The sequence below is a fragment of the Rhizobium sp. CAU 1783 genome (genome assembly GCF_054551725.1).
Map to the genome: position 1 here is coordinate 228370 of NZ_JBTOLM010000002.1, position 19167 is coordinate 247536.

Annotated in this window: 23 protein-coding genes and 1 tRNA gene; 18 read left to right on the plus strand and 6 right to left on the minus strand. The window is 63.5% G+C overall.

Annotated features, from left to right (window positions below; all coding sequences use genetic code 11):
• Positions 1-31: 31 nt before the first annotated feature.
• Together ACX93L_RS07795 and ACX93L_RS07800 are read right to left on the minus strand one after the other, a co-directional pair.
• Positions 32-667: a TadE/TadG family type IV pilus assembly protein gene (locus ACX93L_RS07795; protein WP_459404332.1), complete on the minus strand. Its 636-nt coding sequence runs from the start codon at positions 665-667 to the stop codon at positions 32-34.
• 132 nt (positions 668-799) lie between these two features.
• A complete protein-coding gene (locus ACX93L_RS07800; protein ID WP_169592022.1) occupies positions 800-1204 on the minus strand; it encodes a pilus assembly protein N-terminal domain-containing protein in 405 nt (134 codons plus the stop codon).
• Between the two features lie 577 nt (positions 1205-1781).
• On the opposite strand from ACX93L_RS07800, the gene ACX93L_RS07805 reads away from it, so the two are divergent.
• Positions 1782-1958 (plus strand): Flp family type IVb pilin, encoded by a 177-nt coding sequence (locus ACX93L_RS07805; RefSeq protein WP_169592019.1) that lies wholly within the window; start codon positions 1782-1784, stop codon positions 1956-1958.
• Here ACX93L_RS07805 and ACX93L_RS07810 read toward each other — a convergent pair.
• Positions 1955-2146, minus strand: coding sequence for a hypothetical protein (locus ACX93L_RS07810; protein WP_459404333.1), 192 nt, complete (start codon positions 2144-2146; stop codon positions 1955-1957). The genes ACX93L_RS07805 and ACX93L_RS07810 overlap by 4 nt on opposite strands.
• Here ACX93L_RS07810 and ACX93L_RS07815 point away from each other — a divergent pair.
• The 9 genes from ACX93L_RS07815 (at position 2145) to ACX93L_RS07855 (ending at position 11565) form a co-directional block, all read left to right on the plus strand.
• Positions 2145-2660, plus strand: coding sequence for an A24 family peptidase (locus ACX93L_RS07815; RefSeq protein WP_459404334.1), 516 nt, complete (start codon positions 2145-2147; stop codon positions 2658-2660). The genes ACX93L_RS07810 and ACX93L_RS07815 overlap by 2 nt on opposite strands.
• Before the next feature lie 121 nt (positions 2661-2781).
• Positions 2782-3594 carry a Flp pilus assembly protein CpaB gene (cpaB, locus tag ACX93L_RS07820; protein WP_169592016.1) on the plus strand — a complete coding sequence of 271 codons (813 nt, stop codon included), beginning with the start codon at positions 2782-2784 and terminating at the stop codon, positions 3592-3594.
• Between the two features lie 11 nt (positions 3595-3605).
• Positions 3606-5177: a type II and III secretion system protein family protein gene (locus ACX93L_RS07825; protein ID WP_205927830.1), complete on the plus strand. Its 1572-nt coding sequence runs from the start codon at positions 3606-3608 to the stop codon at positions 5175-5177.
• A gap of 62 nt (positions 5178-5239) precedes the next feature.
• Entirely contained in the window at positions 5240-5929 is a 690-nt protein-coding gene (locus tag ACX93L_RS07830; protein ID WP_459405348.1) for a CpaD family pilus assembly protein, read from the plus strand.
• A gap of 33 nt (positions 5930-5962) precedes the next feature.
• Positions 5963-7252, plus strand: a complete 1290-nt coding sequence (locus ACX93L_RS07835; protein ID WP_459404335.1) for an AAA family ATPase — start codon at positions 5963-5965, stop codon at positions 7250-7252.
• A gap of 28 nt (positions 7253-7280) precedes the next feature.
• Positions 7281-8777, plus strand: coding sequence for a CpaF family protein (locus ACX93L_RS07840; RefSeq protein ID WP_459404336.1), 1497 nt, complete (start codon positions 7281-7283; stop codon positions 8775-8777).
• 5 nt (positions 8778-8782) lie between these two features.
• Positions 8783-9796 carry a type II secretion system F family protein gene (locus ACX93L_RS07845; RefSeq protein WP_459404337.1) on the plus strand — a complete coding sequence of 338 codons (1014 nt, stop codon included), beginning with the start codon at positions 8783-8785 and terminating at the stop codon, positions 9794-9796.
• Positions 9797-9809: 13 nt separating this feature from the next.
• Positions 9810-10796, plus strand: a complete 987-nt coding sequence (locus ACX93L_RS07850) for a type II secretion system F family protein (RefSeq protein ID WP_169592003.1) — start codon at positions 9810-9812, stop codon at positions 10794-10796.
• A 124-nt stretch (positions 10797-10920) separates the two neighbouring features.
• A complete protein-coding gene (locus ACX93L_RS07855) occupies positions 10921-11565 on the plus strand; it encodes a LysE family translocator (protein ID WP_459404338.1) in 645 nt (214 codons plus the stop codon).
• Between the two features lie 21 nt (positions 11566-11586).
• Here the strand turns inward: ACX93L_RS07855 and ACX93L_RS07860 are convergent, their stop codons facing one another.
• The gene (locus ACX93L_RS07860; RefSeq protein ID WP_459404339.1) at positions 11587-12417 is read right to left on the minus strand and encodes a tetratricopeptide repeat protein; all 831 of its coding nucleotides are present in this window, start codon (positions 12415-12417) and stop codon (positions 11587-11589) included.
• A 144-nt stretch (positions 12418-12561) separates the two neighbouring features.
• Between ACX93L_RS07860 and ACX93L_RS07865 the strand changes: the two genes are divergently transcribed.
• The 4 genes from ACX93L_RS07865 (at position 12562) to ACX93L_RS07880 (ending at position 15777) form a co-directional block, all read left to right on the plus strand.
• Positions 12562-13953 (plus strand): leucyl aminopeptidase family protein, encoded by a 1392-nt coding sequence (locus tag ACX93L_RS07865; protein WP_459404340.1) that lies wholly within the window; start codon positions 12562-12564, stop codon positions 13951-13953.
• A 132-nt stretch (positions 13954-14085) separates the two neighbouring features.
• A complete protein-coding gene (locus ACX93L_RS07870) occupies positions 14086-14436 on the plus strand; it encodes a MarR family transcriptional regulator (protein ID WP_459404341.1) in 351 nt (116 codons plus the stop codon).
• Between the two features lie 9 nt (positions 14437-14445).
• Positions 14446-15300: a C40 family peptidase gene (locus ACX93L_RS07875; protein WP_459404342.1), complete on the plus strand. Its 855-nt coding sequence runs from the start codon at positions 14446-14448 to the stop codon at positions 15298-15300.
• 78 nt (positions 15301-15378) lie between these two features.
• A complete protein-coding gene (locus tag ACX93L_RS07880) occupies positions 15379-15777 on the plus strand; it encodes a hypothetical protein (RefSeq protein WP_459404343.1) in 399 nt (132 codons plus the stop codon).
• 112 nt (positions 15778-15889) lie between these two features.
• On the opposite strand, the gene ACX93L_RS07885 is transcribed toward ACX93L_RS07880, so the two are convergent.
• Positions 15890-15976, minus strand: a tRNA-Leu gene (locus tag ACX93L_RS07885).
• Positions 15977-16309: 333 nt separating this feature from the next.
• Here ACX93L_RS07885 and ACX93L_RS07890 point away from each other — a divergent pair.
• Entirely contained in the window at positions 16310-16756 is a 447-nt protein-coding gene (locus ACX93L_RS07890) for a BA14K family protein (protein WP_459404344.1), read from the plus strand.
• 50 nt (positions 16757-16806) lie between these two features.
• Here ACX93L_RS07890 and ACX93L_RS07895 read toward each other — a convergent pair whose 3' ends face one another.
• Entirely contained in the window at positions 16807-17112 is a 306-nt protein-coding gene (locus tag ACX93L_RS07895) for an Rdx family protein (protein ID WP_459404345.1), read from the minus strand.
• Positions 17113-17240: 128 nt separating this feature from the next.
• Here ACX93L_RS07895 and ACX93L_RS07900 point away from each other — a divergent pair, with 128 nt between their 5' ends.
• From ACX93L_RS07900 to ACX93L_RS07910, 3 genes are all read left to right on the plus strand, one after another.
• Complete coding sequence (locus tag ACX93L_RS07900) at positions 17241-17687, plus strand: DoxX family protein (RefSeq protein ID WP_459404346.1); 447 nt, start codon at positions 17241-17243, stop codon at positions 17685-17687.
• A 111-nt stretch (positions 17688-17798) separates the two neighbouring features.
• A complete protein-coding gene (locus ACX93L_RS07905) occupies positions 17799-18500 on the plus strand; it encodes a type 1 glutamine amidotransferase (protein ID WP_459404347.1) in 702 nt (233 codons plus the stop codon).
• Between the two features lie 51 nt (positions 18501-18551).
• The gene (locus ACX93L_RS07910; protein WP_459404348.1) at positions 18552-19109 is read left to right on the plus strand and encodes a sugar O-acetyltransferase; all 558 of its coding nucleotides are present in this window, start codon (positions 18552-18554) and stop codon (positions 19107-19109) included.
• Positions 19110-19167 lie beyond the last annotated feature (58 nt).

The following is a 19167-nucleotide window of genomic DNA, read 5'->3' on the forward strand; positions in this document are numbered from 1 at the left end:
GGATCCTGTGCCTTGGGCGTCTTCGAAGGGCTCACGGATAGGCCTCGTTCTGGAAGGCGGTCGTCGCGACGATCAGGAAGTCGGTCGGCATGGAGCCGTCGGCGGGCCGGATGGTGGTGATGTAGGGGCGCACGAGGTCGGTCATCACCTTCCAGCGATAGAGCGCCCGCACCATGTTGATCGACTTTGCTCCGCCGGGTGTGAACGCGAAGCTCGACGGATCGATGTCGGCGAATTGTGCGCTAGATACCCGCGGAATGCTCGTCGGGATGTCGCCGAAGGTCGGGAAGGTGCGTACGTCGAGATAGAGCTGGCTCGGCGTGGCAATCTCGGCGTCCGAGCACGTGATGAGGATTGACACCTCGTCGCAGAAGGCCGCCCGGAACTGTACGTTCGTCATATCGGTGCTGCGGCCGAGATTGTAGGTGATGTTGCCGGTTCTGAGCTCGCGCGCCAGGTTATTGACTGCCGTCGAGACGAGCTGCTCGGCCGTAAAGGCCACGAAGGTCTCGATCGTTGCGAAGATGATAAGGAAATAGGGGATGGCAAGGATGGCGAATTCGATCGCCGCCGCTCCGTCGCGGGACTTCAGCATCCGCCGCCACAGCGGGCGCCTGCGTCGTCCTGATTTCGCCCCTGCGGTGTCCTGTTCTTGCTGCGCGCTCATCGCCCATGTCCGATAGTCGGAATACACCCGGACATTATGCACCAAGTATTGATTTTTCGTTCCGTCGATATTTACAATTCGAGCGACGTTCAGGCTCGGAACGGTTCTGGTTCTGACAAGGGAACAGTTGACCTAGTTCGAACTGCTGCCGGTTGCCGCGTGTTCTTCGCAGTTCGGTGAGCAGGAGAGCACGGTCCGTGACGTTGCCTTGAAGACGCGAACCGTATTGCCTTCGTCGATGGAGACCAGGATCCGTTCGTCGACGATCGCGTTGCCGTCTGCATCGAGAAGCACGATATTGGTGGTGCCAAAGGCGCGGCCTGTCAGGACGATGGTCTGCGCATCGGCAACCGTTGCGTCGGCAACATCGGAGTTGCCGACGATGACCTTGCTGACGGGCCGGTCGAGCTTCAGCACGCGCGCACTGTTCATATAGACACGCAGGAGATTGTCTTCCGCGCGGGCGGAAACGGCCGATAGCGCGCTGCTCAGCGCCAGGGCGCCGGAAAGCGATATGATAGCGCTGCGAGACAACATACGTGCCAGCCCTTTGAAGACGCTCGTGACCAATGACTGGGCTGAGAGCATGGGCCTGAATGGTGAATGATCCGTTAAGCCTGTCGCCCAAACCGCCGTGTTTTCGACCCTATGGACATCTTTGGGTCGTGCGATCGCTCTGAGGAGTTTTCAATTCCGTGCCGAGACTGAAGGCGAACATGCTGACTGGGAGACGCGCTTGACTGGCAAACGCGCCTCCTGTGTTCCGGTTCGACACATGTGAGCCGGTTCCGCGACCGTTTCCCTGCTGTCGTCGGGGGTGATTGATGGCCACGGACAGAACGCCCCGGTCGTTTGGTCCCCTGCGGCCAAGCTTAGCTCCCTGATTTGCATGAAGTATTTCCAGGCTTCCCGGGACGTGTCGGGTTATTCTCTAAAATGCCCGGAATTGCTTCAGGCAATTGTTTACCACGCCCCGGGCAAATCCGCCTTTACGGTCCGTTAATCCTCTTTCTTAAGCCGATGGCAATACGCTCCTGTGTAGGTTGCTGGCATCCGAGCAGCGGCAAACAGTTGCCGGAAGTGCTGAACAACTTTTGTGGAGTAGGAGAGTAACATGACCAAGATTTTCGCACGTTTCCTGAAGGATGAGTCCGGCGCAACCGCAATCGAGTACGGCCTGATCGCTGCCCTCATCTCTGTTGCCCTGATCACCGGCGCTTCGACGCTCGGCAACTCGCTCGACAACAAGTTCTCGGGCCTCGCAACGACGCTCGACAACGCCAGCAATTAATCGGATCCGGTGGCCTTCACCACCGTTCCGGCTGCCATGGAAAATGCCGCTTCCAAGCTGGAGGCGGCTTTTCTTTTTTTGGCGCGCGGATCGTCGGTGGACCGATCCGTCATCCGCAGTCCGGGTTTGCGATTTCGTAAGGCCTGCCGGCTATCCTGCGTTGATCCTTGGAAGGGAATGTCAGTCATGCTTGAAGCTGCGATTTTCGTGATTTTCCCGATGTGCCTCGTTCTCGCGTCCTGGACGGACTTCTTCGAGATGACGATTCCCAATCGCATCCCTCTCATTCTTCTGGCCGCCTTCCTCGTCGTCGCGCCCTTTGTCGGCATGAGCTGGACGACCTTTGGTCTCCACCTTGCCGCCGGCCTCGTCGTTTTCTCCGTCGGCTTTGCTCTCTTTGCCTTGAACGTCATGGGCGGTGGCGATGCCAAGCTGCTGACCGCCGCCGCCGTCTGGTACGGCCTGACGCCGGCGCTTTTCACCTTTCTTGTCTATGTGGCCTATGCCGGGGGCGCGTTGACCCTGTTGATCCTCATCCTGCGGGCACGCTCGAATTCGGTGCTTGCCATGGGGTTGCCGCTGCCCGATTCGATCATCTCGGCCAAGAAGATCCCCTATGCGATCGCCATCGGCGTCGCCGGGCTTGCCACCTATCCGCAATCGCCCCTCGTCCTGGCGGCGCTGGAGGGACTACGCGGCTAGCTGGTCTGCGAGCGCATAAAGCGATCGTTAACCAAGATCGTAAGGCGCTTATTAACCATAATTACACCAATTCCTGATCATTCTGCCGGACACAGACCTTTGTGTCCCTCAAGGAACGATCATGAAACCCGCGCGCATCATCATTCTCGCAGTGGCTATCGTCGCAGCCGGCCTGGCCGGCTTGCTGGCCATGCGCCTCGGCGGCCCGAGGTCGGTTGTGCAGCAGCAGGCCGAAACCGTGGTCCAGAAGGAACCGACCGTCAACGTGCTGGTTTCTGCGGCAAATCTGCCGGTCGGCTCCCGTCTTGACGACAAGTCGATGCGTTGGATGGCCTGGCCCGAGGGCAGTATTGTCGAGGGCTTCATTACGGAAACCAACCGTCCCCAGGCCCTGACCGAACTTGCCGGCACCGTCGTACGACTGCCCATGTTCGAAGGCGAGCCGGTGCGACGCGAGAAGATCGCCGATTCGTCGTCGCGAATCATGTCGTCGCTTCTGCCCTCCGGAAAGCGCGCCGTCGCCACCGAGATTTCGGTCGTCACCGGTGCCGGCGGCTTTATCCTTCCGAACGACCGTGTCGACGTCATCATGGTTCGCCGGGGGGAGGCCGATGCCTTCCTCACTGAAACGGTTCTCTCCAACGTGCGCGTTCTCGCGATCGACCAGCAGATCCAGGAAAAGGATGACGGCTCGAAGTCGGTCGTCGGTACTACTGCGACCCTCGAGCTTACCCCGGATCAGGCAAAGGTCATCACGGTCGCCCAGCAGATGGCGGAACGGCTCTCGCTTGCCCTGCGTTCGGTTGCCGACGCGCAGGAAGAAGACACGTCCGCCGCCGACTACCTGCTGAGCGGCGGTTCGGGCCGGCCATCGATCCAGGTCATCAAGTCGGGCGAGGTGGTCAAGTCGACCACCGATGCAAAGTCCGAATGAGTGGGGATGTCATGAACAGCTTGAAACAGAAATTCCGTTCCTCGCTCGCCGGAGGCCTCGCGTTCTCGCTGGCCTTCTCCGGCATGCCGGGCAGTTTCGCGCCGCATCTCTTCGATATGCCCGTCGCCGAAGCCGCGAGCCAGAGCGTGATCCGCATCGCCGAGGCCGGTCCCGGTGCTCGCCGCACCATCAAGCTCGGCCTGAACAAGGCGCTCGTCATCGACCTGCCGCAGGATGCCCACGATATCCTCGTCGCCGATCCGGAAATGGCGGACGCGGTGACGCGCACTTCGCGCCGCATCTATCTGTTCGGCAAGTCGGTCGGCCAGACCAACATCTTCATCTTCGGTGAAAACGGCGAAGAAGTAGTGAGCCTCGACATCGAGATCGAACGCGACATCGCCGGCCTCGAGACCAACCTGCGCCGTTTCATTCCCGAATCCGACATCACCGTCGAGATCGTTTCCGACAACATCGTGCTGACCGGCACGGTGCGCACGCCCCAGGATGCGTCACGCGCCGAAAGCCTGGCCAATGCCTTCCTCAAGGGCGGTGAGGCGACGACCCGCAACGAGACCGCGTCGAGCAGCAAGGATGGCGGCGACGTCGCGATCTTCGCCGAAGAACGCCAGGTCTCGCAGATCGTCAACCTGCTGACCATCGAGGGCGAGGACCAGGTTTCGCTGAAGGTGACCGTCGCCGAAGTCAGCCGCCAGGTTCTCAAGCAGCTCGGCTTCAACGGCCGCGTTTCCGACGGTTCGAGCGGCATCACCTTCCAGAACCCGGCCAACCTCGGCAATGCCGTCAGTGTCACCAATGCGCTCGGCGGATCGCTGCCGACGGCTGCCGCCACGATCGGCCGCTACACCATCGGCAGCTACATCAATGCGATGGAGCAGGCGGGCGTGATGCGCACGCTCGCCGAGCCGAGCCTGACCGCCATTTCCGGCGAGGACGCCAAGTTCTATGTCGGTGGCGAGTTCCGCATGGCAGCCGAACAGGAAATCGGTGTCGACAGCGATACCGGCCAGCCGTCGGTCAGCCGCACCACCGAATCGGTCGACTACGGCATCGAGCTGAACTTCCGCCCGGTCGTCCTGGCGCCCGGCCGCATCAGCCTGAAGATCGAGACCAATGTCTCCGAACCGACCTGGGAAGGTTCGGCGGTCACGGGCAACACGTCCACCGGCATCCCCGGCTCCACCTATATGTCGATCCGCAAGCGCGAAGCCTCGACCACCGTGGAACTCCCCTCCGGCGGCTCGATCGTGATCGCAGGTCTCGTTCAGGACAACATCCGTCAGGCCATGTCCGGAGTACCCGGCCTCGCCAAGGTTCCGATCCTCGGCACCCTTTTCCGCAGCAAGGATTTCCAGCGCAACGAGACGGAGCTGGTGATCATCGCCACGCCGTATCTGGTGCGCCCGGTTGCCCGCAACCAGCTGCAGCGCCCGGATGACAACTTCAACCCCGAGAACGATGCCGCGACCTTCTTCCTGAACAAGGTGAACAAGGTCTACGGCCGACGCGAGGCGGATGCCTCCGGCCGCTACCACGGCGCCGTCGGGTTTATCTACAAGTGAACGGGGCCCTCGCCATGAAGACGAACGAGACCATCCCCGGCAAGAGCGAAGGCGCCCATGTCATGCCTGTAAAGAGATCGACCTACGCCGCACCGCGTTTCGCGCGCACCGCCCTCGCCGCAGCCATCCTCGGCGCGACCGCCATCCTGGCCGGATGTGCCAACCGGGACAACATGTCCACTGGTGCCATTCCGGACGACTATCGCACCCGTCACCCGATCACGATCACCGAGGTCGAGCACACTCTCGACGTTCCGGTGGCGTCCGGAGATCGCGCGCTGACCGCCGGCATGCGCGATTCCATCGGCGGCTTTGCTTCCGAGTACATGACGTCCTCCACGGGCACCATCCAGATCATGCTGCCGCAGGGTTCGCCCAACTCGGCTGCCGCGGCCAATATTCGCAAGGATATCCGTGCAGCCCTGACCAGCCGTGGCGTACCGGCGCCGCGCATCATCGAGACCACCTACCAGGCCGGCGCGACGGGTGATGTCGCTCCCGTGCGCCTGAGCTATGTTGCGACGACCGCGATCACCGACCAGTGCGGCCAGTGGCCCGAAGATCTGCAGAACAACACCATGGCCAACAAGAACTGGCACAATTTCGGTTGCGCCAGCCAGGCCAACCTCGCAGCCCAGATTGCCAACCCGATGGACCTCGTCACTCCGCGCGCCATGGCACCGATCGATGCCACGCGGCGCTCGACGGTGATCGGCCTTTATCGGGAAGGCTCCGACACCTCGACGAACTAGGATGGCCGAGCCGTCTGAAGGCAGGATGAAAGCATGAGTGCGATCGACTACGAATTCGAGAAGAGGGCCGGGGACGAACTCTACCCCGAGGAACGGGTTGCCACGGGCGACCTCGAAAGCCTGCGGCCGCTGCCGCGTATCTCGATGCACGCCTTCTGCATATCCGAGGGCGTGCAGCGGGTGATGGAGCAATGCGCCCAGGATCGGCGCATGGCCAAGGTCAGCCTCAGGATCACCAGCGGAAACATCGCCGCTGCGGCCGCGATGTTCGGCTCCACGCCGACCCCGAACCTGATCATCCTTGAAACCGATGCGACGCCGCAGGCGCTTCTCGGCGAGCTCGCGCCGTTGGCCGAGGTCTGTGACCCGAGCTCGCGCGTCATCATCATCGGTCGCCACAACGACATTGCGCTCTATCGCGAGCTGATCCGCAACGGCATCTCGGAATACATCGTCGCACCGGTCAGCATGGCCGAGATCATGGCCGCGGTTTCCGCTATCTTCGTCGATCCCGAAGCAGAGCCGCTCGGCCGCAACATCGCCTTCATCGGCGCCAAGGGCGGTGTGGGTTCCTCGACGATCGCCCATAACTGTGCCTTCGGCATTTCGAGCCTCTTTTCGACCGAAACCATTCTGGCTGACCTCGATCTCGCCTACGGCACCGCCAACATCGACTTCGACCAGGACCCGGCACAGGGCATTGCGGAGGCCGTCTTCTCTCCGGACCGGCTCGACGAGGTCTTCCTTGATCGCCTGCTGACGACCTGCTCGCAGAACCTTTCGCTGCTTGCTGCGCCCTCGTTGCTCGACCGGGCCTATGATTTCGATCGTTCGGCCTTCCAGCCGCTGCTCGAACTCCTGCAGCGCTCCGCACCGGTCACTGTGCTCGATGTGCCGCATGCCTGGTCCGACTGGACGCGCACGGTGCTCAGCGAGGCCGACGAGGTGGTCATCACCTGCGCGCCGGATCTCGCGAACCTGCGCAATGCCAAGAATATGCTCGACGCCCTGAAGAAGCTGCGTCCCAACGACAAGGCGCCGCACCTGATCCTCAACCAGGTCGGTATGCCGAAGCGTCCCGAGATTGCGCCGCAGGATTTCTTCGAACCGCTCGAGATCGAGCCGATCGCCATCATTCCCTTCGATGCGGCACTGTTCGGCAATGCGGCGAACAGCGGCCGGATGATCTCCGAAATCGATGCGAAATCGCCGACTTCGGAAACCTTCGCCCAGATCGCCCATCTGGTGACCGGGCGCGCGACGGTGAAGAAGCCGAAGAAGCCCGGGCTCGGCAAGGTGCTCGAGCTTCTGAAGCGCAAGTGATGTCTTCGACAGGAACAGGTAGTCAGTGATGTTTGGCAAGCGCGGAAGCGACGGATTTGGCAAGGGCGGAGCAGGAGCCGGAACGGTTTCGCCGGCGCCGTCGCCGGCTGCCGTGGCCCCGCAGCGCCCGGCGCCGACCCTTGATCCGGCCGACGAGCCGATCTCCCGCCAGCAGGTGGCGCCGCCGCCGATGCAGGCTCCTGCGTCCCCGGCGGCGCGCCGGCGCCCGGCGCGCACCCAGGATTACTACGATACCAAGAGCCAGGTCTTCTCAGCGCTGATCGACACCATCGACCTGTCGCAGCTGGCCAAGCTCGACGGCGAGAGTGCGCGCGAGGAAATCCGCGACATCGTCAACGACATCATCACGATCAAGAACTTCGCGATGTCGATTTCCGAGCAGGAAGAACTGCTCGAGGACATCTGCAACGACGTCCTGGGTTTCGGTCCGCTGGAACCGCTGCTCGCCCGCGACGACATTGCCGACATTATGGTCAACGGAGCCGGCCAGACCTTCATCGAAGTGAATGGCAAGACCATCGAATCGGAGATCCGTTTCCGCGACAATTCCCAGTTGCTGTCGATCTGCCAGCGCATCGTCAGTCAGGTCGGTCGCCGCGTCGACGAAAGTTCGCCGATATGCGACGCTCGACTTCCCGACGGCAGCCGCGTCAACGTCATCGCGCCGCCGCTCGCCATCGACGGCCCGGCGCTCACCATCCGTAAGTTTAAGAAGGACAAGCTCAACCTCGACCAGCTTGTCAAATTCGGTGCGATCACCCCGGAGGGCGCGCAGGTCCTGCAGATCATCGGCCGCGTCCGTTGCAACGTCGTCATCTCCGGCGGTACCGGCTCGGGTAAGACGACGCTCCTCAACTGCCTCACCGGCTACATTGATGCCGACGAACGCGTCATCACCTGCGAAGATACCGCCGAACTCCAGTTGCAGCAGCCGCATGTGGTGCGCCTCGAAACCCGCCCGCCGAACATCGAGGGCGAGGGCGAGATCACCATGCGCGATCTCGTCAAGAACTGCCTGCGCATGCGTCCCGAACGCATCATCGTCGGCGAAGTGCGCGGATCGGAGGTCTTCGACCTCCTGCAGGCGATGAACACCGGTCACGACGGTTCGATGGGTACCATTCACGCCAACACGCCGCGCGAATGCCTCTCCCGTATGGAATCGATGATCGCCATGGGCGGTTTCACGCTGCCGGCCAAGACCGTGCGCGAGATCATCGCCGGTTCCGTCGACGTCGTCATCCAGGCCGCCCGCCTGCGCGACGGTTCGCGCCGCATCACCCACATCACCGAAGTAATCGGCATGGAAGGTGATGTCATCGTCACCCAGGATCTGATGCGCTACGAGATCGAGGGTGAGGACCACAACGGCAAGATCGTCGGCCGCCATGTCTCGACCGGCATCGGCAAACCGCATTTCTGGGATCGGGCACGCTACTACAACGAGGAGCGCCGTCTGGCTGCTGCCCTCGACGCCATGGAACAGAAGACCAAGGGGGCCTGACGGAGATGTTCGGTTTTGATCCCACGGTGGTTGCCATCGTCGTGCTCGCCGCGATCGCGACGGGCGGGATCGCCTATGGACTTCTTTATTCCCGTATCGAGGCGGACAAGAAGACCGAAAGCCGCATCAATCGCGTGAAGGCGGCCGAGACCGACCAGGCGAAGGTGAAAGCCGCCCGCGACCGCGTCCAGGAAATCTCCAAGCGCCGCAAATCGGTGCAGGATTCGCTGAAGGATCTGGAGCGCAAGCAGGAAGAAAAGAACAAGAAGATCGCCAGCGCCAGCCTCAAGTCGCGTCTTGTCCAGGCCGGTCTGCCCTTCACCCCCACGCACTTCTACATGGCCAGCGTCGTTCTGGGCCTGGTCTTCATCATTGGCACCTTCGTAGTCGGTCTGCCGTTGCTCGCCGTGCTCGGTGCGGGGTTCGTCGCCGGTCTCGGTCTGCCCCGCTGGATCCTCGGTTTCCTCATCGGTCGCCGGCAGAAGAAGTTCCTGGCGGAGCTTCCCAACTCGCTCGACGTCATGGTGCGTTCGATCCGCTCGGGCCTGCCTCTCAACGATGCCCTGCGCCTCATTGCCGCCGAGGGTCAGGAACCGGTGAAGAGCGAGTTCCGCCGCGTGGTCGAATCGCAGCAGGTCGGCCTGAGCGTGCCCGAAGCCTGCCAGCGCATGATGCTCACCATGCCGCTCCAGGAGGTGAACTTCTTTTCGATCGTCATCGCCATCCAGTCGCAGGCCGGCGGCAATCTATCGGAAGCGCTGTCCAACCTCGCCCGCGTCCTGCGCGAACGCAAGAAGATGCGCGCCAAGGTCAATGCACTCTCGATGGAAGCCAAGGCGTCTGCCGTCATCATCGGGGCGCTGCCGTTCATCGTGACGCTGCTCGTCTACCTGACGTCGCCCCAGTACATCATGCTGCTGTTCACGGATCCGCGTGGGCATATGATTCTTGGTGCGTCGGGTATCTGGATGTCGATCGGCATCGTCGTCATGCGCAACATGATCAATTTCGATATCTAGGGGAGGACCGGGCATGTCGCAGGATCTGGCCGCCACACTGACCGACCCCGCTCTGGTCGTTGCGGCGCTTGTCGCCATCGCCGTCTTTGCCACGCTCTATACGATCGCCATTCCCTATCTGGAACGGGGCGATCTCGGCAAGCGCATGCGCGCCGTCTCGACCGAACGCGATCAGATCCGCGCACGCGAACGTGCCCGCATGAACGCCGAGAGCACCCATGGCAAGGCGAGCCTTCGCGCCACCAACAACCAGTCTGTCCGCCAGATCGTCGAGCGCTTCAACCTGCGCCAGGCGCTTGTCGACGACGCGACCATGGACAAGCTGAAGGCCGCCGGCTTCCGTTCGCAAAACGCTCTCAATATCTTCCTGGTCGCCCGCTTCCTGCTGCCGTTCCTGACCCTGACCTTGACGGGGCTCTGGATTTTCGCGCTCGGCAACATGGCGGAGAAACCCTTCGGCATTCGCCTTCTGGTGACCATCGTCGGCGGTTATGTCGGCTTTTATCTGCCGAACATCTATGTCTCGAACAAGATGACCAAACGCCAGCTGTCGATCCGTCGCGCCTGGCCGGATGCGCTAGACCTGATGCTGATCTGCGTCGAATCGGGCATCTCGATCGAGGCGGCCATGCGGCGCGTGGCTGAAGAGATCGCCATTCAATCGCCGGAGCTCGCCGAGGAAATGGTCCTCACCACTGCCGAGCTTTCCTTCCTCCAGGACCGCCGCACGGCGCTCGAAAATCTCGGCACCCGTACCCAGCTCGACGGTGTGAAGGCCGTGACCCAGGCCCTGATCCAGGCCGAGCGCTATGGCACGCCGATCGCCCAGGCGCTGCGCGTGCTTGCCCAGGAAGGCCGTGATGAACGCATGAACGAGGCGGAAAAGAAGGCCGCCGCCCTGCCGCCAAAGCTCACCGTTCCGATGATCCTCTTCTTCCTGCCGGTGCTCGTCGCCGTCATTCTCGGTCCGGCCGGCATGCAGGTGGCTGATCGCTTCTAGGGCACTTCCGGTAAAGGGGTGACGCGGCTTTCCGTCCTGAAAAAAGGCGCCATCCGCCGATTGCCGGTTGGGTCAACTCAGCCTACACGTTTCTAATCCGTCTGTCGTTTCGGGGAACGTGCTGATGTCTTCAATCGTCATTCTGCTGAGCATTGTCGGCACCGTGCTTGTCGGTGCCATGAGCCCGGGTCCGAGTTTCGTGCTCGTCTCGCATACCGCGATCGTTCGCTCCCGCCAGGCCGGCCTTGCCGCCGCGCTCGGCATGGGCGTCGGCGGTGCGGTCTTCGCCCTGCTCGCACTCGCAGGTCTGAACGCACTCCTCATGAGGGTGGAGTGGGCTTATCTGCTGTTCAAGCTTCTGGGTGGCGCTTATCTCGCCTATCTCGGTGTGCGCATCTGGCGCGGCGCCAGCCTGCCGCTTCCGCCTGAGCGCGGTGAAGGCAAAAAGCAGAGCGAAGGCATCTGGAGGAGCTTTTTCGTCGGGGCGGCGACGCAACTCAGCAATCCGAAGACGGCACTCGTCTATGGCAGCATCTTTGCAGCCTTCCTGCCGGCCTCGCCGGAAGCTTGGCTCTTCACCGCGCTGCCGCTTGCGGTCTTCCTGGTCGAGGCGGGGTGGTATGCCGTGGTGGCCCTGGTCTTTTCCGCCGAACGCCCGCGCGCGGCCTATGGCCGGGCAAAACACGTCGTCGACCGCATCGCCGGCGCGGTGCTGGTCGGACTGGGCATCCGCCTGATCCTCGATGCCGTGCGCGTGCGGCCGGTCTGATCGGCCCGCTGCACTGCCGGATCAGTTGGTGTTGTTGTGGCTCTTGTTTTCCTTGGAGGCGAGCTGTTTCCAGGAATTCTGCTGCTGCAGCATCGAGCGCAGATAGGCGACATTGGCGTCGGCCTGTTGCGGGTCGAGTTCCTGGCGGGCGATCTGCTCGGCGTCCTGGAAGCGGCCCTGCAGTCCCACAACCAGCGCCAGGTTCTGCCGGACGCGGCTGTCGGCGCCCGGCTGCTGGGAGCCGCTGCGCAGATAGGTTTCGGCCGTCTTCAGGTCGCCCGAAAGCAGGTAGGACATTCCGAGATTGGAAAGGATGGTCGGCTCGTTCGGATTGATGTCGAGCGCCATCCGGTAGCGGTCCCGGGCCTCCTGCGAGCGTCCGAGCTGGTCGAGGACAGCGCCTTCCGCGGAATAGAGGCGCCAGTCCGGCCGGTCCGGGGTCTGGGCGCGGCCGATCGTGGCGAGCGCCTGTTCCAGCTGGCCAGCCGCAGCTTGCGCCTTGCCGAAGGCGGCTAGCACCTCCCGATCGGCCGGATTGGCGATCGCCACCTGCTGCATGACGGCAAGCGCCTGGGCGTTGCGCCCGGTCATCATCAGGATGTTGGCATAGGCAAGCCCGGTATTGCGGTCCTTCGGATTGCGTTCGTAGGCGCTGCCGATGCGCTCGGCGGCGCTTGCAAGTTCCGGCGCCGTCATCGATTCGACGGGCTTGGTCATCTTGGGGATCGATCCGGTGGTGAGCGTCTTGTCCTTCGTCGTCGAACAGCCGGCAAGGGCCGCGGCTGCGACGAGGATGCAGACGCTGCCCATGAGACGGGCAGGGGAACCGGTGAATGCGTGCCGAAGAGCCATGTCGCTTGTCCTGGATCGGTGTGTGCGCCTCGGCGTCGTCCGGAAGGGCGAAGGCGGCGCAACCTCCGCTCAAGCAATAATCTGTTAACCCTAACGGAGCGTTAACAGCGCCAACCCGAGGTGATTCTCCGAAGAAGGCAGACCATGGTCCCCTACCAGTACATTGACCGTCCGACCCCGTTCAACACCAAGGGCGGCAAGACCCTTCCGGTCTTCGCCGTGACCCCGGCCCATATCGAGACCGGCACGATCGATCCGATCGCCCTCGACTGGGCCCGCAAGGTCGGTTTCAAGGCGGAGTCGGGTGCCCTTCTGCTGATCCCGACCGAGGACGGCCATCTCGGCGGAGCGCTTTTCGGCCTCGGCTCGAACCCCTCTGAAACACCGTTCCTTACCGGCAAGCTGGCTCGCACCCTGCCGGCCGGTGATTGGCATATCGAGACCGCGCCGCTGACGGCCAACAGACTGCTGCTCGGCTATGGTCTCGGCGCCTACAAGTTCAGCCGCTACCGCTCCGAAAAGCCGTCGGAACCGACCCTGCTGATCCCGCAAGACGCCGACGCGGCCGACATCAAGCGCCAGCTCGCCGGCGTCTATCTGGCGCGCGACCTGATCAACACGCCGACCAACGACATGGGTCCGGCCGATCTCGAAAAGGCGTTCCGTGCCCTTGCCGAGCACTACAAGGCCGAGGTCTCTGTGATCGTCGGCGACGGCCTGCTGGAACGCAATTTCCCGCTCGTACACACGGTCGGCCGTGCCAGTGCACAGGCGCCACGCCTGCTTGAAATGCGCTGGGGCAAGAAGGGACATCCCAAGGTCACGCTGGTCGGCAAGGGCGTCTGTTTCGACACCGGCGGCCTCGACATCAAGGGCGCCGCCAACATGCTCCTGATGAAGAAGGACATGGGCGGTGCGGCCAATGTCATGGGCCTCGCCCTGATGATCATGGATGCGAAGCTCAAGATCGACCTGCGTGTGATCGTGCCGGCCGTGGAAAATTCGATCGCCGGCAATGCCTACCGTCCCGGCGACGTCTATCGCAGCCGCAAGGGCCTGACCGTCCAGATCGACAACACCGATGCCGAGGGCCGGCTGATTCTGGCCGATGCACTCGCCTATGCGGACGAGGACGAGCCGGATCTGCTGATCGACATGGCCACGCTGACGGGTGCCGCCCGCGTGGCGCTCGGTCCGGACCTGCCGCCCTTCTTCACCGACGACGAGGATCTCGCCCACGAACTGGTCGATGCGAGCCTCGAGACCGACGACCCGATGTGGCGTCTGCCGCTCTACCGCGGTTACGACAAGAACATCCGCGCCCAGATTGCCGACCTCACCAATTCGCCCAGCGGCGGCATGGCGGGGGCGATTACCGCGGCACTCTTCCTCAAGCGTTTCGTCGGAAAGTCGAAGAGCTGGGTTCATTTCGACATCTTCGGCTGGTCGCAGTCGGAGCGCCCGCATTCGCCCGTCGGCGGAGAAGCCCAGGCGATCCGTGCGCTCTATCGTTTCCTGCGCTCCGGCGTGAAATGATGCGGATGCGCGGGGAGGGCGCTTGAGCGCTCCCCGCGACGGCTGCGACAGTCCTTCGTCACGCCTGACATGCTTGCATTGCGGCCACGATTGCCGGAAAAGAAGAACGCAACCCCGTTTCCGGATCGGCCCATGAGTGTTGAACTGACCGCCAGCGAGGCTTTGGGTCTCTGGCACAAGGTGACGCTGCAGCAGGTGCAGGAAGACAAGCGCGACCTGACGCTGCGTCAGATGGCGATCCTTCTGCAGATCTATCTGGTGCCTCCGCCGCACACGGTGCGTGGGCTCGCCGCGACGCTCAACGTCACCAAGCCGGTCATCACCCGTGCACTCGACACGATGGGCCAGATGGGGTTGGTCGACCGCGTCCGCGACGAGCGCGACCGGCGCAACGTCGTCATCAAGCGTACCGTCGGAGGTGCGCTCTTCCTCGAGAAATTCGGCGACCTGGTCATCGACCAGGCCCGCAAGCTGACCTACTGAAAGAAAGCCATGGCTCTCGACCGCAGACTGAACGCCTTTCGTGACGACCTTGCCGACAAGGCGCTCGACGGGCTGGTGAATGCCGCCCGCTTCGTCGAGGGCGACCCCGCGCGGGTCGGCCCGCCGGTGGTCGGCCTTCGTGCGAAACCCGATGCCGCAGCCGGCATCGACACGGAACTTTTGCTGGGCGAGGCCGTGACCGTCTTCGACCGCGCCGACGGCTGGGCCTGGGTCAAGGCGGGCTCCGACGGCTATGTCGGTTACCTGCCGGAGACTGCGCTCAGCGTCGATGCGCCCGCCCCCACCCATCACGTCATCGTCCCGCGAACCTTCGTCTATCCGGGCGCTGACCTGCGCTTCCCCGTCGCCGCGACCCTCTCCATGGGCAGCCGTATCGCGGTGACCGGAGAAGCCGAGACCCGTGGAACGCGCTACTTCCTGCTCGCCGATGGCCGGGCCGTGGTGGCGAACCACTGCCTGCCGCTCGGCACCTATGCCACCGACGATTTCGTGGCGATCGCCAGCCGCTTCCTCGAAACGCCCTATCTGTGGGGCGGACGCTCCGGTTTCGGCATCGATTGTTCCGGCCTCGTCCAGCTTGCCCTGCAGATGACCGGCCGCACGGCACCGCGGGATTCCGACATGCAGGCCGCCGGCCTGGGGGCCGAGATCGCCCGCGAGGAGCTTCGCCGCGGCGACCTGGTCTTCTGGAAGGGCCATGCCGGTATCATGGCCGACGAGCACACGCTGCTGCACGCCAACGGCCACACCATGACGGTCGCGCTCGAAGGCTTCGAAGCGGCAGTCGAACGGATCGGCTGGCTCTACGAATACCCGACCGGCTATCGCCGTCCCGTCCTTTGATCGACGCGGCACTTGGTTCTGCCTGCGGGGCGCCCCATATGCAGACTGAACGCTGATCGGCATCCGGGAGTTTTGCACGTGGCATCAAGGACTGAACGACGGCTGCAAGGCGCCTCGAACCTCTCGCGGCTCTTCGGTGTCGCCGGCTTGCTTGGCGTGTTGCTCCTGTCCGCATCCGCGGTGCCGGCAGCCCAGAAGACGAAGCCGCCGGCGCTCCTGGTTCCGCCGACCGCCGAGACCTTCCACGACCTGCCCGGCGTCAAGCCCGGAGCGAGCCCGTCCGACATGCAGTCGTCCTATCGCTGCGATTCGGAGATCCGTACCCAGCGCAGCCGCGATGGCGTCCGCTTCCACGGTGACGGCATGCCGGTGCGCGTCTACCGCTGTACCCGCAATGGCGCGGTCTATGAGGGCCTCTCACCGCCGACCCCTTCCCGTGGTTGGTATCCCGGCGTCAACCCGCGCGCCATCGACTGAGGGGGCGCTTGCCTTCAAGCTGATCGGCAGAATCTCAGGCAACAAAAAAGCCCGGCGAACCGGGCTTTTTGCTTTGCTTCAGAACCGTCTGGGACGGTCTGAAACGGGAATTTGGTGCCCAGAAGAGGACTCGAACCTCCACACCCTTTCGGGTACCAGCACCTGAAGCTGGCGCGTCTACCAATTCCGCCATCTGGGCGACGAAGAGCCGTTTAAAGGGGCCGACTCCGGCTGTCAACCGGGTTTTTGAAGTTTTCGTGTCGAACCGTCTCCGACCCTTTGCAAACCCCGCTTTTTATCCTTGCGGAAGTTCCCGGAAGTGGGGATAGGATGAGCCAAGCGACAAGCCGGAACGCAGGCGAGGGCGTCTTGGAATTGCCATGATCTCTAGGAAGATCAAGGGGATTTCGTCGTTTCGCATGATCCGTCGACCTTCGGGTCGAAGGCGTCCGGGATGGCAGGTCGCGAAAACGCCGCGCAAGGGAGGATGGTCCTCCCGCTAGGCCGAATGCTCTATCTCCTGGAGGAGCGCATGAAAAAACTGGGCACATTTCTAATGAGCTCGCTGATCGGCCTTGGAAGCCTGCTCGGCGCTCAGGCAGAGGCCGCGACCGGGATCTCGCCGTCGCTTCGGCCGGCTGCGGAAACCTCCGACGTGGTGAACGTCGAGGTCTTCTGCGACCCCTATGGCTGCTACGACATCCGTCGACCGCCACCGCCGCCGATCTATCGCCGGCCGCCGCCCCCGCCGCCGTGGGGAGCGCCTCCTGGATGGGATGACGGCTACCACCGGCCGCCGCCCCCGCCGCCGCCGATCTACCGCCGGCCGCCTCCGTCGCCACCGCCGGTCTATGGCGGGCGCAGCTGGGACCGGCATGTGCAGTGGTGCTTCAACCGCTACCGCTCGTACAATCCGGAGACCAACCGCTTCCTGTCGTCGAGCGGCTACTTCAAGATCTGCCGTTCGCCCTACTACTGAGCGAAATCGGCAAAGGCTTCGGGCGGGGAGAGATCCCCGCCCTCTGCGTTTCAGTCTTCCTTTTTCGGTGCGGACGCATGCCGGTCGACATGGCCGAGATCGCGCTCCGGCTCGATCACGTCGCGCACCTTCTGCTTGAGTTCCTTGGGACCGGGAAAGCCGCCATCGCGCTTGCGTTCCCAGATCAGTGCGCCATCCACACGGATCTCGAAATTTCCGCCCGTACCGGGCAGAAGGGCAACCTCGCCGAGGCTGTCGCCGAAGGTCTGCAGGAGCTCCTGGGCCATCCAGCCGGCCCTCAGAAGCCAGTTGCACTGGGTGCAGTAGAGAATGGTGATGCGTGGCTTGTCGTTCATGCCTCAGTTCCGTTCGTCTCAATCATCACGAAAAAGTCAGCTGAATTCATCAGGTTATCATTGCCCGACGCTTGAGCCGTCGCGGCGATAAGGCGATGACGGGCGAGAAGCAAACAAGGAGTGATAGCATGTCCACCCCCATCGACCGCAACCGTCTGATCGTTCCCCAGGTCGCGCCGCTCTATTCCGCCGGCCACGAAAGCGTCGAGACGATCCTGAGGGTGGTTGCCGGCCTGCTCCTCGTCACCCACGGCTACGGAAAGATCATGAACCCCTTCGGTGCGGTCGGCATGGTCGAAAGCCTCGGCTTCTATCCCGGCGTCTTCTGGTCGCCGCTGCTTGCCGCGACGGAGTTCTTCGGCGGCATCCTGGTGGCGATCGGGCTATTCACCCGCCCGGCCTCGCTCGCGGCGGCAATCGTGCTCCTGGTGACGGTCTATTTCCATGGCATCGTCAAGGCGGAAGGACTGGGTGGCGCCGAGAAGTCGATCCTCTGGACCGCAATCTTCGTCTTTTTCGCCGTCCGCGGCGGCAACCGCCACTCTGTCGATGCTCGGTTGAAGAAGGTATTCTGAGGCGCGAGCCCGAAAGTGTGCCGGTGGCGCCACAAGCCGCGCCGCTGGTACTTGAAGAGGATTTCCCGTCGTGGTCATCTCGTCGCCGAGCGAGTCGGCAAGGGACGGACAATGCGCGTAGCCATCATCGAGAACACCCGTTATTCGGACCCCGGCCAGGTGGGCGTGGCGCTCGCCGAGGCGGGCGCACGCATCGACACGATCCGTGCCTATGCCGGCGAACCGCTGCCGAATTCGGTCGAGGATTACGATGCGCTGGTCGTGCTCGGGGGCGAGCAGAATGCCCGCGACGACGAAAAACATCCCTATCTCCCCGTGCTGGCCGAGCGCATGCGGGCCTTCGGCGAGGCCGACAAGGCGGTGCTCGGCATATGCCTCGGAAGCCAGATGCTCGCCCGCGCCTTCGGTGGCGACAACCTGATCGGCGCGGCCCCCGAATTCGGCTGGCAGGCGATCCGCCCGACGCAAGCTGGTCGGGCCGACCCCGTGCTTTCGGCGATCGCCGACGACAGCTTCCTGTCCTTCCAGTGGCACGACGACACCTTCACGCTGCCGCCGGACGCCGTTCACCTCGCCGCCAATGACGCCGTTCACCACCAGGCTTTCCGCGTCGGTCGTGCGGCCTATGGCATGCAGTTCCATTTCGAGGCGAACCGCGGCGTCGTCGAGGAATGGAACCGCATGTTCCCCGAACTGGTCGAGCGCAAGCACCCCGGATGGCTTTCCCGCCACCCCGAATACGCCGCTTCCCAAGGGCAGAAAGCCGATGCGGCGGGGCTTGCCATCGCCCGAGCCTGGGTGTCGCTGATCTGAGCCGGGCGCCGCCTTCGCTGCGCCGGCAACATTGTTTGGAAGGAGCCGGACATGGCGCCGAGCGAACGCGAGAAGATGGCGGCGGGCGAGTGGTACAGCTGCCTCGATGACGAACTCGACCGCCTGCGCGTTCTGGCGCGCGAAGCGGTGCATAGCCACAACACGCTAGCGCCGGCGGAGCGCGGTCAGGCCGCCCCGGCGCTGATCCGCCTGTTTGCCGGTTTCGGTGAAGCGGCCTTCGTCGAGGCGCCGTTCCATTGCGGCTACGGCTTCAACATCACGCTCGCAGACCACGTCTACCTGAATGCCGGCTGCGTCATTCTTGACAGTGCGCCGGTTATGATCGGTGCCGGTTCCATGCTCGGACCCGCGGTGCAGATCTATTGCGCCGAACATCACAAGGACCGGGCCAGCCGCGCGGCGGGGCTCGAGGTGGCGCGCCCCGTCACGATTGGCCGGGATGTGTGGATCGGCGGCGCGGCGGTGATCCTGGCCGGTGTTTCGATCGGCCACGGCGCCATCGTCGGCGCGGGTGCCGTGGTCACGCGCGACGTTCCGGCGGGCGCGACGGTGGTCGGCAATCCGGCGCGTCCGGCAACGCGGAAATGAAGCCTGCAGCCGCGCCAATTTGACTGGGATCAAGTCGCCGGCGCTGGGCGAATGTATG

Bases quoted from the DNA above. Each gene is read 5' to 3' on its own strand.
- ACX93L_RS07795 (WP_459404332.1), bottom strand. From the start codon at position 667: ATGAGCGCGCAGCAAGAACAGGACACCGCAGGGGCGAAATCAGGACGA.
- ACX93L_RS07800 (WP_169592022.1), bottom strand. From the start codon at position 1,204: ATGTTGTCTCGCAGCGCTATCATATCGCTTTCCGGCGCCCTGGCGCTG.
- ACX93L_RS07805 (WP_169592019.1), top strand. From the start codon at position 1,782: ATGACCAAGATTTTCGCACGTTTCCTGAAGGATGAGTCCGGCGCAACC.
- ACX93L_RS07815 (WP_459404334.1), top strand. From the start codon at position 2,145: ATGCTTGAAGCTGCGATTTTCGTGATTTTCCCGATGTGCCTCGTTCTC.
- ACX93L_RS07810 (WP_459404333.1), bottom strand. From the start codon at position 2,146: ATGACTGACATTCCCTTCCAAGGATCAACGCAGGATAGCCGGCAGGCC.
- cpaB (WP_169592016.1), top strand. From the start codon at position 2,782: ATGAAACCCGCGCGCATCATCATTCTCGCAGTGGCTATCGTCGCAGCC.
- ACX93L_RS07825 (WP_205927830.1), top strand. From the start codon at position 3,606: ATGAACAGCTTGAAACAGAAATTCCGTTCCTCGCTCGCCGGAGGCCTC.
- ACX93L_RS07830 (WP_459405348.1), top strand. From the start codon at position 5,240: ATGCCTGTAAAGAGATCGACCTACGCCGCACCGCGTTTCGCGCGCACC.
- ACX93L_RS07835 (WP_459404335.1), top strand. From the start codon at position 5,963: ATGAGTGCGATCGACTACGAATTCGAGAAGAGGGCCGGGGACGAACTC.
- ACX93L_RS07840 (WP_459404336.1), top strand. From the start codon at position 7,281: ATGTTTGGCAAGCGCGGAAGCGACGGATTTGGCAAGGGCGGAGCAGGA.
- ACX93L_RS07845 (WP_459404337.1), top strand. From the start codon at position 8,783: ATGTTCGGTTTTGATCCCACGGTGGTTGCCATCGTCGTGCTCGCCGCG.
- ACX93L_RS07850 (WP_169592003.1), top strand. From the start codon at position 9,810: ATGTCGCAGGATCTGGCCGCCACACTGACCGACCCCGCTCTGGTCGTT.
- ACX93L_RS07855 (WP_459404338.1), top strand. From the start codon at position 10,921: ATGTCTTCAATCGTCATTCTGCTGAGCATTGTCGGCACCGTGCTTGTC.
- ACX93L_RS07860 (WP_459404339.1), bottom strand. From the start codon at position 12,417: ATGGCTCTTCGGCACGCATTCACCGGTTCCCCTGCCCGTCTCATGGGC.
- ACX93L_RS07865 (WP_459404340.1), top strand. From the start codon at position 12,562: ATGGTCCCCTACCAGTACATTGACCGTCCGACCCCGTTCAACACCAAG.
- ACX93L_RS07870 (WP_459404341.1), top strand. From the start codon at position 14,086: ATGAGTGTTGAACTGACCGCCAGCGAGGCTTTGGGTCTCTGGCACAAG.
- ACX93L_RS07875 (WP_459404342.1), top strand. From the start codon at position 14,446: ATGGCTCTCGACCGCAGACTGAACGCCTTTCGTGACGACCTTGCCGAC.
- ACX93L_RS07890 (WP_459404344.1), top strand. From the start codon at position 16,310: ATGAAAAAACTGGGCACATTTCTAATGAGCTCGCTGATCGGCCTTGGA.
- ACX93L_RS07895 (WP_459404345.1), bottom strand. From the start codon at position 17,112: ATGAACGACAAGCCACGCATCACCATTCTCTACTGCACCCAGTGCAAC.
- ACX93L_RS07900 (WP_459404346.1), top strand. From the start codon at position 17,241: ATGTCCACCCCCATCGACCGCAACCGTCTGATCGTTCCCCAGGTCGCG.
- ACX93L_RS07905 (WP_459404347.1), top strand. From the start codon at position 17,799: ATGCGCGTAGCCATCATCGAGAACACCCGTTATTCGGACCCCGGCCAG.
- ACX93L_RS07910 (WP_459404348.1), top strand. From the start codon at position 18,552: ATGGCGCCGAGCGAACGCGAGAAGATGGCGGCGGGCGAGTGGTACAGC.